This is a genomic window from Kitasatospora sp. NBC_01246 (genome assembly GCF_036226505.1).
Taxonomy (GTDB): Bacteria; Actinomycetota; Actinomycetes; order Streptomycetales; family Streptomycetaceae; genus Kitasatospora.
In genome coordinates this window covers 1,627,901-1,641,352 of record NZ_CP108484.1, presented here as the reverse complement: position 1 = coordinate 1,641,352, position 13,452 = coordinate 1,627,901, and the positions used below count along the sequence as shown (strand labels likewise).

Sequence of the window (13,452 nt, the reverse complement as noted above, 5' to 3'; positions counted from 1 at the left end):
CCGAGCCGTCAGGGCAGCAGCGAGACCTGGTAGTGGGCGATGGACCAGCCGTCGCCCGCCCTGCTCAGCAGGACCCCGAGGTTCACGGTCAGCGTCGGCCGGTCGACGAAGGCGAAGTCGACGGCGAGGTAGCCGAGCAGGAGGCCGTCGGTGAGCCGCCTGGTCTCCAGGACGCGGTAGTCGGCCGTCATCCCGGCCGGCTGGGAGGCGTAGTAGGCGGCGACGCCCGGCCGCCCGACGCTGTACGGGTGCAGGCCCTGGAAGACCGCGTCCTCGGTGAAGCAGGCCGCGACCGCCTCGGGCCGATGGGCGTCGACGGCCGCCTTCCAGCGGTCCAGCACGCCCCGCAGCACGGCGGTGTCGCTCATCGGACGCCCTCCGCCCCGGGGTCGCTCGGGTGCGGCGACAGCGGCGTGACGCGGTCGCGCCGCCAGACCCGCAGCGGCATCGAGGCCAGGAGCCGCTCCAGCCGCTCCGCGTCGGGCGCGCTGAACAGCCCCCAGGTGCGCCACTCGCCGGCCGAGAGCGGCGGCCGCCAGAGCCGCAGCAGGCTCCCCTGCGCGGCCAGCTCCCCGGCCCGGACGGCCTCCCGGGCCCGCATCCGCGCCACCTCCTCCTCGCTCGTCCCGTCGGGGACGGTGGTCACCATGTCGACCAGGAACTCCATCGGGAATCGGGATCCTCTCGCTCACCCCTCCGCCGTCGCTCGGCTGCTCGGAGTATCGGCGACCACCCCGACCGCACCCGGCACCGCCACGCGGTTCGGAGGCCGGGCCGCCCGCGCGGTGGGCGAGTGCCGGTCGGTGAGGGGTGACGCGGCGCCCCGGAGCGGGCCGGGGCGCCCCCAGCTGGGCCGCAGGCGCGCAGCGAGCCGGGGAGGGGTGGCGGCAGTATGGTCGGTTCAGGGTGATTTGTCTGACCCCGTGACCGGGCCCGAGGCACTCGGGTGGGTCAGGGGGAGGAGGTGGGACCCATGCCGCACTCCTCCGACGGCCCGGCCCCGGGCGTGGCGCCAGTGGCGACCGGCTCGGGTGCGGGCGAGAAGGGGCTGAAGACCGGTGCGCTCGGTCTGGTGTCCTCGGTCGCCATCGGGCTGGCCTCCACCGCGCCCGCGTACAGCCTCGCCGCGACGCTCGGCATCATCGTGGTGGGGGTGGGTTTCCAGGCGCCGATCGTCACCATCCTGGCGTTCATCCCGATGCTGATGATCGCGTACGCGTACAAGGAGCTGAACGCCTCCGATCCGGACTGCGGCACCACCTTCACCTGGGCCGCCCGGGCGTTCGGGCCGCGCACCGGCTGGATGGGCGGCTGGGGGATCATCGTCGCCGACATCATCGTGATGGCGAACCTGGCGCAGATCGCGGGCGTGTACGGGTTCCGGCTGGTGGGGCTGGACTCGCTCGCCGACAGCACGGTCTGGACGTCGATCGCCGGCGTGGTCTGGATCGTCGTGATGACGGCGATCTGCTACGTCGGGATCGAGATCTCCGCCGCTCTGCAGCGCTGGCTGCTGTCGATCGAGGTGGTGATGCTGGTCGTGCTGTCGGTCACCGCCCTGGTCAAGGCCTACGGCAGCGGTGCGCCCGCCACGGCGGCCCACGTCAGCGCCTCCTGGTTCAACCCCTTGGACATCCCCTCGGCCGGTGCCTTCACGGCCGGGATGCTCGCCGCGGTGTTCATCTACTGGGGCTGGGACACCGCCGTCTCGGTCAACGAGGAGACCGCCGACGCGAAGCGCACCCCGGGGCGGGCGGCCGTCATCTCCACCGTGCTGCTGCTGTTGATCTACACCCTGGTGTCCACCTCGGCGCTGTCGTTCGCGGGGATCGGCACGGAGGGCATCGGACTGGGCAACGAGGAGAACTCCGGGGACGTGCTGTCCGGCCTCGGTGACGCGGTGTTCGGCACGGCGGGCTTCGGCGGGTTCCTCAGCAAGCTGCTGATCTTCATGGTGCTGACCTCGGCGGCGGCCTCCACCCAGACCACCATCCTGCCCACCGCCCGGACCGCCTTCTCGATGGCCGCGCACAGGGCCGTGCCCGCCGCGTTCGGCCGGGTGCACCCCCGCCACCGCACCCCGACCTGGTCGACCGTCGGCATGGGCCTGGCGTCGATCGCCTTCTACGTCCTGCTGACCGCGATCAGCGGCAACGTCCTGGCCGACTCGATCGCCTCGGTGGGGCTCGGCATCGCCTTCTACTACGGCCTGACCGGCTTCGCCTGCGTCTGGTACTACCGGCGGGTGCTGACCAGGAGCGTCAAGGACTTCGTCTTCAAGGGGCTCGTCCCGCTGCTGGGCGGCGTGGTGCTGCTGTACTTCTTCTGCTACGCCGCGTTCGACGTCTACGCGGCCGCCGACTACGGGGCGACCTCGATCGATCTGCCGCTGATCGGCGAGACCGGCGGGGTGACCGTGATCGGCATCGGCGCCCTGCTGCTGGGCGGTGTGCTGATGCTGGTCCAGTGGGCCGTGCAGGGCTCCTGGTTCCGCCACCCGGACGTGCCGGTGAGCGCCGCCGACCCGGTCGACGCGCCGTAGCCTCCCCGGGGCGCGGCAGGCTCGCGGGCGACCCAGGAATGAAGCGGGGCCGGCGGGGCAGGCGGAGGGCGCCCCGGTCGACCGGCCGGGAGCCCGGCCCACAGGGAGGTTGTTCCCCATGACGCTGATCTGGGCGCTCGTCGTCGGACTCGTCGTCGGTCTGCTCGCCAAGCTGGTACTGCCGGGCCGTCAGCCCGTTCCGCTCTGGCTCACGGTACTGCTGGGGCTGGTGGGCGCACTGCTCGGCAATCTGCTCGCCTCGGCGGTCGGCGTGCGGCACACGGACGGGGTCGACTGGATACGCCACCTGCTCCAGGTGGCCGCGGCCGCCGTGCTGATCTCCGCCGTCACCCCGGCCTACCTGGGACGGCGCCACTGACGCGGCCGACGGGGCGGTGCGGGGGCAGGGGTGCACCCGAGGGGCGCGGACCGATTCGGTCCGCGCCCCTCGGGTGTCGGCGTCAGCGCCCCCGGTGGGCGGTGATCAGGTCGGCGTAGCGCCGGCCGCTGGTCTTGACCGTCCGCCGCTGGGTCGCGTAGTCGACGTGGACGAGGCCGAAGCGCTTGTCGTAGCCGTACGCCCACTCGAAGTTGTCCAGCAGCGACCAGGCGAAGTACCCGGCCAGCGGGGCACCCTGGGCGGTGGCCCGGGCGCAGGCGGCCAGGTGCTGCTCCAGGTAGGCGGTGCGCTCCGGGTCGTGGACGCTGCCGTCGGGGCCGACGGTGTCGCGGTAGGCGGAACCGTTCTCGGTGACGTAGATCCGCCGCGCGCCGTACTCGCGGGTGAGGCGCAGCAGCAGTTCCTCCAGCCCGGGGGCGTGCACCTCCCACGGCATCGCGGTCCGCTCGGCGCCGGGGCCGGGCAGCTGGCGGAAGTGCGGGGCGGGGCCGGTCGGGTCGTCGGCGACGATCTGGCGGAAGTAGTAGTTCAGGCCGATCCAGTCCAGCGGGGCCCCGATGAGGTCGAGGTCGCCGTCGCGCACCGGCAGGTCGACGCCGTAGGCCCGCACCATGTCCTCGGGGTAGCCGCGGCCGAGGACCGGGTCCAGCCACCAGCGGTTGATGTGGCCGTCGGCGCGGACGGCGGCGGCCCGGTCGGCCTCGGAGTCGGTGGCGGCGGTCACCGGGCTCAGGTTGTTGACGATGCCGATCCGGGCCCCGGCGACGTTCTCGCGCAGCACCTGGACGGCCAGGCCGTGGGCGAGGTGCAGGTGGTAGGAGGCCCGGACGGCCGCGGTGAGGTCGGTCAGGCCGGGGGCCATCGCCCCGTCCAGGTGGCCGATCCAGGCGGAGCAGAGCGGTTCGTTGAGGGTCGCCCAGTCGGTCACCCGGTCGCCGAGCCGGGCCGCCACCGCGGCGGTGTACTCGGCGAAGCGCTCGGCGGTCTCCCGGACGGGCCAGCCGCCGCGGTCCTGCTGGGCCTGCGGGAGGTCCCAGTGGTAGAGCGTCGGGAAGGGCGTGATGCCGGCGGCCAGCAGGGCGTCCACGAGGCGGTCGTAGAAGTCCAGACCGGCGGTGTTGACCTTGTCGTCGGCGAGCGGCACCACCCGGGGCCAGGCGATCGAGAACCGGTAGGCGTCGAGGCCGAGCCGCTTCATCAGCGCGACGTCCTCGGGCCAGCGCCGGTAGTGGTCGCAGGCGGTGTCGCCGGTGTCGCCCCCGGCGACCTTGCCGGGGGTGTGCGAGAAGGTGTCCCAGATGGACGGTGCGCGGCCGTCGGCGTCCACCGCCCCCTCGATCTGGTAGGCGGCGGTGGCCGCGCCCCAGAGGAAGTCGTCGGGGAGGGCGCTGAGGTCGTTCACGGCGAGCCTTTCGCTCAAGGGGAGTTCGGAGAGGGTCACTTGACGGCTCCGGCGGTGAGCCCGGCGACCAGGTAGCGCTGGAGCAGCAGGAAGCCGGCGACCACGGGCACGCTCACCACCAGGGAGGCGGCCATCACCTGGTTCCAGTACACGTCGCTGAGGGTGGCGTAGCCGCGCAGGCCGACGGCGAGGGTGCGGGTCTCGTCGTTGGTGAGCACGGAGGCGAACAGCACCTCGCCCCAGGCGGTCATGAAGGCGTACACCGCGACCGCCACGATGCCGGGCACGGCCGCGGGGACGATGATCCGCAGCAGCGCCTGGACCGGCCCGCAGCCGTCGACCAGGGCGGCCTCGTCGAGGTCGCGCGGGATGGAGTCGAAGTAGCCGACCAGCATCCAGATCGAGAACGGCAGCGAGAAGGTGAGGTAGGTCAGGATCAGGCCGCCCCGGCTGCCGTACAGCGCCACCCCGGTCGCGTTGCCGACGTTGACGAAGATCAGGAAGAGCGGCAGCAGGAAGAGGATGCCCGGGAACATCTGGGTGGAGAGCACGGTGACGGTGAACAGCCGGCGGCCGCGGAAGCGGTAGCGGCTCACCGCGTAGGCGGCGAGGATCGCGACCAGCACCGAGAGCACGGTGGCGCCGCCCGCCACGATCAGCGAGTTCACCAGGTACCGGCCGAGCGGGATGGTGCGCCAGATGTCCAGGTAGGGCCGGAGGGTGACGGTGCTCGGGATCCACCGGAACGGTCCCTGGACGTCCTGCAGCGGCTTCAGTGAGCTGCTGAGCATCACCAGGACGGGCGCGGCCGCGAAGAGGGCGAGCGCGGTCAGCAGGATCCGGCGGATCCAGCGGAAGGACGCGGGCGGGCCGATCATTGCGCATCCCTTCGGCGCGAGGTGAGCAGCAGGTAGCCGGAGGTCACCAGCAGCAGGAAGAGCAGCAGCAGGACCGACATCGCGGAGCCCGCGCCGAAGTTCCAGGTGACGAAGGAGGACTGGTAGATGTGGACCGAGATCAGGTCCGCCGCCTCCGGCGCCGACCGGCCGAACAGCACGTACGGCGTGTTGAAGTCGTTGAACGTCCAGAGGAACAGCACCAGGACGAGCACCAGGTTGACCGGGCGCAGCGAGGGCAGGGTGATCCGGCGGATCTGCTGCCGGACGCCGGCGCCGTCCAGGGCGGCGGCCTCGTAGAGCTCGCGCGGGATGTTCTGCAGGCCCGCGGTGAGGGTGAGGAAGGCGAACGGCCAGCTGCGCCAGACCGAGACGGTGACCAGGGCGGTGAAGCTGTTGTCGCCGAGCAGCCAGAACGGCTTGTCGTCGACCAGGTGGAGCTGGTCGTGCAGCACATGGTTGATCAGGCCGGTGTCCCGTTGGAACATGAACGACCAGGTGATGACGGCGGCGTAGACCGGCAGCGCGTACGGGAGCAGGAACAGGGCGCGCAGCAGGCCGCGGCCGCGGAAGGTGTCCTGCATCATGATCGCGGCGGCGGTGCCGAGCAGCCAGGAGAGGCCGACGGCCAGGGCGGTGAAGGCGCAGGTGACCCAGAAGGAGTGCAGCAGGGCCCGGCCGACGGGGGCGTGGAAGTCCACCGCCATCCGGTAGTTGGCGAGACCCGCCCAGGGGGCGGCGGTCCAGTCCCGGAGGAAGAACTGGGTGAGCTGTTTGAAGCTCATCACGATGCCGACCACCATCGGCACCAGGTGGATGAGCAGTTCGAGCACGAGGGCGGGGAGCAGCAGCAGGTAAGGCAGCGCGCTGCGACGGGGGAGGAGGCGCTTGCGGATCACTTCACTTGGCCGGCATCTGCTGCTGGGCCTTGGTGAGTTCGGCCTTCACGGACTCGTCGGTGACGGCCTTGCCGCCGGCGGCCGCGGCGAGCAGGTTCTTCACGGCGGTGCCGACCAGGGTCTCGAACTGGCTCTCGTCGGCGACCTGCGGGAGCGGTTGGGCGCTCGTCGAGAGGACGTCGGTGAGGGCCTTGAGCTCGGGGGTGGCGAAGGCCGGATCGGCCTGGGCGTCCTTGACCGGCGGGATGGAGCCGTACGTCCGGTTGAGCTGGGTCTGCTCCTCGGTGCCGGTCATGAACTTGACGAAGGAGAGCGCGCCGTCGGTGTTCCTGGTGTTCTTGAACACGGCCAGGTTGATGCCGGCGACCATCGAGGTGGTGGCGCGTCCGCCGGTGGCGCCGGCCGGGACGGGGACGGGGGCGACGCCGTAGTCCTCGGGGTTCATGCCGTGGGACTTGAGGTTGGCGCCGGCGGCCTGCCACATCAGCATGGCGGCCTTGCCGGTGGCGAAGTCGGTGACGGACTGGTTGTTGGCGTACTCGGCGTTGCCGGGCGCGGCGATCTTCTCGGTGCCGAGCAGGCCGACGTACTGTTTGACGGCGGCGACGGCGCCCGGGCTGTCGAAGGCGGGCTTGCCGGCCGCGTCGAAGAAGTCGGTGCCCTGCTGCTTGGCGAGGACGAAGGCGTGGTGGACGTTCTCGGAGACGTTGCCGCCCTCCAGGGCGATGCCGTGGCGGTCGCCGGTGGTGAGCTTCTTCCCGTCGGCGACCAGCTCCTCCCAGGTGGCCGGGGGCTTGTCGAGGCCGGCCTCGGCGAAGAGCTTCTTGTTGTAGTACAGGCCGTAGGCCATCGAGTACAGCGGGACGGCGGCCGGGTCCTGGCCGGGGGCGCCGGCCGAGGCGAGCGCGGCGGGCAGGAAGCGCTCCTTGCCGCCGATCCTGCTGAGGGCGGCCGCGTCGAAGGGGAGCAGCGCGCCGGTGGCCTGGAGCGAGGCGGACCAGGTGTTGCCGATGTTCAGCACGTCGGGGCCCTGGCCGGAGCTGGTGGCGGCGAGGATCCGGTTGAGCAGGTCGGCCCAGGGGATGACCTCCAGCTTGACCTTGATGCCGGTCTGCTGCTCGAACTTCCTGAGTTCCGGCTCCAGGACCTGCCGGTCGTTCTCCAGACTGGTGCCCTGGTTGGAGGCCCAGTAGGTGAGCGTGCCGGGGCTGCTGTTGTCTCCGCCGCCGGACGTGGAACCGCCGCCGCAGGCGGTGGCGGTGAGGACCAGGGTGGCGACCAGGGCGGTGGCCGCAGCGACTCGGCTGATGGGCATGACCGATTGCCCCTCTCGGGCGGGGTGGGCGGGTTCGGGTGAAGTGCCTTGATGGAATGCTTACTTCAGGCCGTGATTTAACGTGTGAGAAAAGCTTCCGTCAAGGGTTCGGACAGCGATAGATTCGGATCAGGAGGGAGATGCCATGACCGTGCGAGGCAAGAAGACGGTGCGTGACCTGCGCAGGGGCAGCCGGTCGGCGCTGCTGCGGCGGCTGTACTTCGACGGGCCGCTCAGCCGGCAGGAGCTCGGCGTGATCACCGGGCTCAGTGCCGGTTCGATCAGCAACGTGACCGGCGAGCTGCTCGCCGACGGGCTGATCGAGGAGTGCGGCTCGGTGGAGTCGGACGGCGGCCGCCCCCGGATCCTGCTCCGGGTCGCCGCCGGGCGGGCCCGGCTGGTCGGCGTGGACGTCGGGGAGACGCAGGTCAGGGTCGCCCTGTTCGACCTGGCCCGGACCGAACTGGCCGCCAGCGACCGGCCGCTCTCCGACTGCGGCCACGACGTGGACCACGTGGTGGAGCTGATCCTGTCCGGACTGGCCGAGGTGCTGGAGCGCACCGGCACCGATCCGGCGACCGTGCTCGGCGTCGGCATCGGCGTCCCGGGCATCGTCGACCAGGGCGACCCGGCCCCGGACGGCCTCGGGATCGTCGTGCACAGCCAGACCGTCGGCTGGGAGGGCGTCCCGCTCGGCCGGCTGCTGAGAGCCGGTACCGACCTGCCGCTGTTCGTCGACAACGGCGCCAAGACGCTCGGCCAGGCCGAGATGTGGTTCGGCGCCGGGCGCGGGGTCCGGCACGCGGTGATCGCGCTGTTCGGCTCCGGGGTCGGCGCCTGCGTGATCGCCGACGGCGTGCGCTTCCGCGGCGCAACCAGCAGCGCCGGCGAGTGGGGCCACACCAAGGTGCACGTCGGCGGCCGGCGCTGCCGGTGCGGCGCGCGCGGCTGCCTGGAGGCGTACGTCGGCGCCGAGGCGCTGGTCGAGCGGTGGGGCGCGGCGCCGCCCGGCGGCGGCGAGAAGGCCGGGCTGGCCGCGCTGCTGGCGGCCGCCGAGGCGGGCGAGCCGGCGGCCACCGGGCTGCTGGCCGAGGCGGCGGAGTACCTGGGCGCGGCGATCGCGGACCTGGTCAACCTGTTCAACCCCGAGCGGATCGTGATCGGCGGCTGGGCGGGGCTGCTGCTGGGCCCCCGGCTGCTGCCCGCGATCCGCTCCGCCGCCACCGAGTACGCGCTGCGGTTCCCCCGGGAGCAGACCTCGATCGTGCTCGGCATGCTCGGGCCGGAGGCGGTCACCGTCGGCGCGGCGACCCTGCCGCTGACCGACTTCCTGGACTCCGGCGGGGAGTTCCCGCGTCGCGCCGAACCGCGGGCGCGGGAGGTGCGGGCCACCCCCGCCTGACCTGGCTTCTTCTGCCGATCCGTTGGCACACCGGCAAGTTCACGGTGTGAGGAAAGTCGGCGCGAAGGGTTGACACCCCCGATCGGCAGCCCCGAGACTCCCGGTCGGGGACGCTCCCCGAGCCCGGACGACGGGCCGGTGGCGCTCCGTCGGACCTCCGGCGGCCGTCCACCCGTGCCCGGCCGGCCACCACCTGCCGAGCCCGGCCGGCCGACCGTCGACCGCTGACCGCCCGGCCGCCCCGCCGTTCCCCCACGCCCGGTACCTGCGCCGCACCGGGTGCGGGCCGTGGCGCGCGCCCCCACACCCCACTCACCCCCACCGCAGGAGAAGCCCATGAGGCTCGCTTCAGCACGCCCCCGCAGGGCCCCGGCCGCACTGGCCGGCCTCGCCCTGCTCTCGGGCGCCGTCCTGGCGCTGCCCGCGCCGGCCGCCCACGCCGCCGACGCCCTGATCTCCCAGGGCCGGGCGGTCACCGCCTCGTCCACCGAGAACGGCGCCACCCCGGCCGCCTACGCCGTCGACGGGTCCACCGGCACCCGCTGGTCGTCCGCGGCGAGCGACCAGCAGTGGCTCCAGGTCGACCTCGGCGCCAGTGCCGCGCTCACCAAGGTGGTGCTCACCTGGGAGGCGGCGTACGGCCGTGCGTACCAGATCCAGGTCTCGGACGACGGATCGAGCTGGCGGACGCTCTACAGCACCACCACCGGTACCGGCGGCACCGAGACGCTCGCCGTCTCCGGCAGCGGCCGCTACGTCCGGATGAACGGCCTGGCCCGGGGTACCGGATACGGCTACTCGCTCTGGGAGTTCCAGGTCTACGGCGCCTTCACCCCGGGCGGCGCCGACTGCGGCAGCACCGACGCCGCCCGGGGCCGGCCCGCCACCGCCTCGTCCGCGGAGAACGCCGGTACGGCGGCCGGCAACGCCGTCGACGGCGACCCGGGCACCCGCTGGTCCTCCGCGGCGAGCGACCAGCAGTGGCTCCAGGTCGACCTCGGCTCGGTCCGCCCGCTCTGCCGGGTCGTCCTGAACTGGGAGGCCGCGTACGGGCGTTCCTACCAGCTCCAGACCTCGGACGACGGATCGAGCTGGCGGACGCTGTACGCCACCGCGACCGGTACCGGCGGCACCGAGACGCTCGCCGTCTCCGGCAGCGGCCGCTACGTCCGGATGAACGGGCAGGCCCGCGGCACCGCCTGGGGGTACTCGCTCTGGGACTTCCGGGTCAACACCACCGACGGGCCGACCGTGCCGCCGGTCCAGGGCGGCGGCGACCTCGGCCCCAACGTGCTGGTCTTCGACCCCGCCACCCCCGGGATCCAGGCCAAGGTCGACGCGGTCTTCCACCAGCAGGAGGCCAACCAGTTCGGCAGCGAGCGCTACGCGCTGCTGTTCAAGCCGGGCACCTACAACAACCTCAACGCGCAGCTCGGCTTCTACACCTCGATCGCCGGCCTCGGCCTGAAGCCGGACGACACCACCATCAACGGCGATGTCACGGTGGACGCCGGCTGGTTCAACGGCAACGCGACGCAGAACTTCTGGCGCTCCGCCGAGAACCTCGCGCTCAACCCGGTCAACGGCACCGACCGCTGGGCCGTCGCCCAGGCGGCGCCGCTGCGCCGGATGCACGTCAAGGGCGGCCTCAACCTGTCGCCCGACGGCTACGGCTGGGCCAGCGGCGGCTACATCGCCGACAGCCGGATCGACGGCACCGTCGGCAACTACTCCCAGCAGCAGTGGTACACCCGGGACAGCGCGGTCGGCGGCTTCTCCAACGGGGTCTGGAACCAGGTGTTCTCCGGCGTCCAGGGCGCCCCGGCGCAGGGCTTCCCCAACCCGCCCTACACCACGCTCGACAGCACACCGGTCTCCCGCGAGAAGCCGTTCCTCTACCTGGACGGCAACGACTACAAGGTGTTCGTCCCGGCCAAGCGGACCGACGCCCGCGGCGTCTCCTGGGACGGTACCCCGCAGGGCGGTTCGCGGCCGCTCAGCCAGTTCTACGTGGTCAAGCCGGGTGCCACCGCGGCGACCATCAACGCGGCGCTGGCCCAGGGGCTCGACCTGCTCTTCACCCCCGGCGTGTACCACGTCGACCGGCCGATCGAGGTGAACCGGCCCGACACCGTGGTGCTCGGCCTCGGCCTGGCCACCGTCGTCCCGGACAACGGGGTGACGGCGATCAAGGTGGCCGACGTCGACGGCGTCCGGCTGGCCGGTCTGCTGGTCGACGCCGGAGCGGTCAACTCGCCCTCCCTGGTGCAGATCGGGCCGGACAACGCCGCCGCCGACCACGCGGCCGACCCGACCACCCTCCAGGACGTGTTCATCCGGGTCGGCGGCGCCGGCCCCGGCTCCGCCACCGCCGGGATCGTGGTCAACAGTGACGACGTGATCGTCGACCACAGCTGGATCTGGCGGGCCGACCACGGCGCCGGGGTCGGCTGGACCACCAACCCCGCCGACTACGGCCTGCTGGTGCGCGGGGACGACGTGCTCGCCACCGGCCTGTTCGTGGAGCACTTCAAGAAGTACGACGTCGAGTGGTCCGGCGAGCGCGGCCGGACGATCTTCTTCCAGAACGAGAAGGCGTACGACGCGCCGAACCAGGCGGCCGTGCAGAACGGCGCGACCAAGGGCTTCGCGGCCTACAAGGTCGACGACGGCGTGACCACCCACGAGGGCTGGGGCCTCGGCAGCTACTGCTACTTCAACGTGGACCCGACCATCCGGATGGACCACGGCTTCGAGGTCCCGGTCCGGCCCGGGGTGCGCCTGCACGACCTGTCGGTGGTCTCGCTGGGCGGCAACGGCCAGTACGAGCACGTGGTCAACGGCACCGGTGGCGCGACCTCCGGCACCGCCACCGTCCCGTCCACCGTGGTCGCCTTCCCCTGACCGGTCCCTGACCTGACCCTGAACGCCCTGACCGGCCCTGCACTGACCGGCCCTGCCCTGACCGGCCCTGCACTGACCGGCCCTGCACTGACCGTCTCCGACCGGCCGTCCCCGACGGTCCCCCCGCTGGCCGGCCCGCCCCGGTCACGCTCCCGCGAGCGTGGCCGGGGCGGGCCCGTCGGGCCGGACGGTGATCCCGTACGCGGAGCCGGTGGGGACGGCGAGCAGCCGCGGGCTGTGCTCCAGCAGGAGTTCGACCAGGGCGGTGGTCTCCCGCACGGCGAACTGGGTGCCCAGGCAGGCGCGCGCGCCGAGCCCGAAGGGGTAGTAGGCGCCCAGGTGGGCGGGCTTGCGGCCGGGGGAGGTGAACCGGGCCGGGTCGAAGCGCTCCGGGTCGGGCCACAACTCCGCGTCCCGGTGGGTCAGATAGGGGCAGACCAGCAGGTCCGTACCGGCCTCGATCCGGTGGCCCGCCAGGGTGTCGGCCTCCGCCGCGTGCCGGGGCAGGATCCAGGCGGAGGGGTAGAGCCGCAGGGTCTCGCTGACCAGCGCCTGCACCGCCTCGCGCCGCCCGGCCGAGCCCTCGGGGCCGGCCGCCAGCGCCCACGCGCGGGCCCCGGGGTTGCCGTCGAGCAACAGGAAGAGCCAGGTCAATGTGATGGCGGTGGTCTCGTGCCCGGCGACCAGCAGGGTCACCAGCTCGTCGCGGATCAACCGGTCGGTGTACTCGGGGTGTTCGTCGGCGGCCTCGACCAGCACCCGGAGCAGGCCGTCGCCCGCCGGGTCGCGCCGGGCGGCGTCGATCGCGGCGTGCGCGACGGCGTCGATCCTGGCCAGGTCCTCGGCGACCGCGTCCCGGGCGTCGGCGCCGTCCGCGGGCAGCGTCGGCAGCGCGGCCACCACCCGTGCCACCGAGGCGAGTTCGCGGTCGGTCCGGTCGTCCAGCGGGCGGCCGGTGAGGGCGCGCCAGATGGTGTCGAGGGCGAAGTGCCGCATCTCCTCGCCGAGGTCGAAGCGCTCGCCGGTGCGGGCGTACCCGGCCCAGCGGTCGGCGGCGCGGCGGGCGGCCTCGGCGATCCGCCGCTCGTAGCGGCGCATCCCCGGTCCGGTGAACTGGGACTGCAGCATCCGCCGTTGGCGCTTCCAGGCCTCTCCGGTGGCGGACAGGACGCCCTCGCCGGCCAGCATCCGGGCCCGGTGGGAGCGCTTGACGTAGCGGTCCGGGTGCCGCCCGAGCACGTGCTGCACCGCCTCCGGATCGGTGACCAGCACGGTGGGGGCCGGTCCGAGCCGGAACGCCGCGACGCCGCCCAGCTCCCGGTGGGCGAGCGCGAGCAGCTCGACCAGCTCGGACCCCTCGGCCCGCCACCGGGTGACGGCCTCGGCCGGCAGTTCGGGAACGGGCCGGGCGGCCCCGTCGGCGGGCGGCGGGACGGGGACGGGGTGGGCTTCGGTGGCCACGGCGCTTCTCCTCTGCCGGCACGGTCGACTGCTGGGCGGGGCACGGGCCCCGGGCTGACTGTACGTCAGCGCACGGTCGCCGTGCGCCGCCCTGCCGCCGGGCGTACGTGTTGCGGGCCCCGGCCGCACCGCCGGGGCCCGCAACGACGGCGGGGTTCCGATCCGCCCGGACGGCAGTGCCGACCGGATCGGGTGCCGACCGGGGCCGCACCCCGTCGTGCGCCCGGTGAC

At 73.0% G+C, this 13,452-nt stretch carries 11 protein-coding genes; 4 read left to right on the top strand and 7 right to left on the bottom strand.

Annotated elements, in window-relative coordinates; genetic code table 11:
- Nucleotides 1-8: 8 nt before the first annotated feature.
- Together OG618_RS07090 and OG618_RS07085 are read right to left on the bottom strand one after the other, a co-directional pair.
- The gene (locus OG618_RS07090; RefSeq protein WP_329486383.1) at nucleotides 9-368 is read right to left on the bottom strand and encodes an SgcJ/EcaC family oxidoreductase; all 360 of its coding nucleotides are present in this window, start codon (nucleotides 366-368) and stop codon (nucleotides 9-11) included.
- A complete protein-coding gene (locus OG618_RS07085; protein ID WP_329486382.1) occupies nucleotides 365-667 on the bottom strand; it encodes a muconolactone Delta-isomerase family protein in 303 nt (100 codons plus the stop codon). The genes OG618_RS07090 and OG618_RS07085 overlap by 4 nt, the downstream gene beginning before the upstream one ends.
- A gap of 306 nt (nucleotides 668-973) precedes the next feature.
- Here OG618_RS07085 and OG618_RS07080 point away from each other — a divergent pair, with 306 nt between their 5' ends.
- Entirely contained in the window at nucleotides 974-2,542 is a 1,569-nt protein-coding gene (locus OG618_RS07080) for an APC family permease (RefSeq protein WP_329486381.1), read from the top strand.
- A gap of 118 nt (nucleotides 2,543-2,660) precedes the next feature.
- Nucleotides 2,661-2,921, top strand: a complete 261-nt coding sequence (locus OG618_RS07075) for a GlsB/YeaQ/YmgE family stress response membrane protein (protein ID WP_329486380.1) — start codon at nucleotides 2,661-2,663, stop codon at nucleotides 2,919-2,921.
- A gap of 82 nt (nucleotides 2,922-3,003) precedes the next feature.
- Here the strand turns inward: OG618_RS07075 and OG618_RS07070 are convergent, their stop codons facing one another.
- The 4 genes from OG618_RS07070 to OG618_RS07055 are packed head-to-tail and all read right to left on the bottom strand — an operon-like array spanning nucleotide 3,004 to nucleotide 7,454.
- Complete coding sequence (locus OG618_RS07070; protein ID WP_329492030.1) at nucleotides 3,004-4,344, bottom strand: GH1 family beta-glucosidase; 1,341 nt, start codon at nucleotides 4,342-4,344, stop codon at nucleotides 3,004-3,006.
- Between the two features lie 35 nt (nucleotides 4,345-4,379).
- Entirely contained in the window at nucleotides 4,380-5,222 is an 843-nt protein-coding gene (locus OG618_RS07065; RefSeq protein WP_329486379.1) for a carbohydrate ABC transporter permease, read from the bottom strand.
- The gene (locus tag OG618_RS07060; protein WP_329486378.1) at nucleotides 5,219-6,139 is read right to left on the bottom strand and encodes a carbohydrate ABC transporter permease; all 921 of its coding nucleotides are present in this window, start codon (nucleotides 6,137-6,139) and stop codon (nucleotides 5,219-5,221) included. Before OG618_RS07060 ends, OG618_RS07065 begins: the two co-directional genes overlap by 4 nt.
- A 1-nt stretch (nucleotide 6,140) precedes the next feature.
- Nucleotides 6,141-7,454, bottom strand: coding sequence for an extracellular solute-binding protein (locus OG618_RS07055; RefSeq protein ID WP_329486377.1), 1,314 nt, complete (start codon nucleotides 7,452-7,454; stop codon nucleotides 6,141-6,143).
- A gap of 145 nt (nucleotides 7,455-7,599) precedes the next feature.
- Between OG618_RS07055 and OG618_RS07050 the strand changes: the two genes are divergently transcribed.
- Nucleotides 7,600-8,856, top strand: coding sequence for an ROK family transcriptional regulator (locus OG618_RS07050; protein ID WP_329486376.1), 1,257 nt, complete (start codon nucleotides 7,600-7,602; stop codon nucleotides 8,854-8,856).
- 336 nt (nucleotides 8,857-9,192) lie between these two features.
- Nucleotides 9,193-11,760, top strand: coding sequence for a discoidin domain-containing protein (locus tag OG618_RS07045; protein WP_329486375.1), 2,568 nt, complete (start codon nucleotides 9,193-9,195; stop codon nucleotides 11,758-11,760).
- 144 nt (nucleotides 11,761-11,904) lie between these two features.
- Here OG618_RS07045 and OG618_RS07040 read toward each other — a convergent pair whose 3' ends face one another.
- Nucleotides 11,905-13,221 (bottom strand): cytochrome P450, encoded by a 1,317-nt coding sequence (locus OG618_RS07040; RefSeq protein WP_329486374.1) that lies wholly within the window; start codon nucleotides 13,219-13,221, stop codon nucleotides 11,905-11,907.
- Nucleotides 13,222-13,452: the final 231 nt, after the last annotated feature.

Coding starts and splice junctions, on each gene's coding strand:
- OG618_RS07090 (WP_329486383.1), bottom strand. CDS start 368: ATGAGCGACACCGCCGTGCTGCGGGGCGTGCTGGACCGCTGGAAGGCG.
- OG618_RS07055 (WP_329486377.1), bottom strand. CDS start 7,454: ATGCCCATCAGCCGAGTCGCTGCGGCCACCGCCCTGGTCGCCACCCTG.
- OG618_RS07045 (WP_329486375.1), top strand. CDS start 9,193: ATGAGGCTCGCTTCAGCACGCCCCCGCAGGGCCCCGGCCGCACTGGCC.
- OG618_RS07080 (WP_329486381.1), top strand. CDS start 974: ATGCCGCACTCCTCCGACGGCCCGGCCCCGGGCGTGGCGCCAGTGGCG.
- OG618_RS07075 (WP_329486380.1), top strand. CDS start 2,661: ATGACGCTGATCTGGGCGCTCGTCGTCGGACTCGTCGTCGGTCTGCTC.
- OG618_RS07085 (WP_329486382.1), bottom strand. CDS start 667: ATGGAGTTCCTGGTCGACATGGTGACCACCGTCCCCGACGGGACGAGC.
- OG618_RS07050 (WP_329486376.1), top strand. CDS start 7,600: ATGACCGTGCGAGGCAAGAAGACGGTGCGTGACCTGCGCAGGGGCAGC.
- OG618_RS07065 (WP_329486379.1), bottom strand. CDS start 5,222: ATGATCGGCCCGCCCGCGTCCTTCCGCTGGATCCGCCGGATCCTGCTG.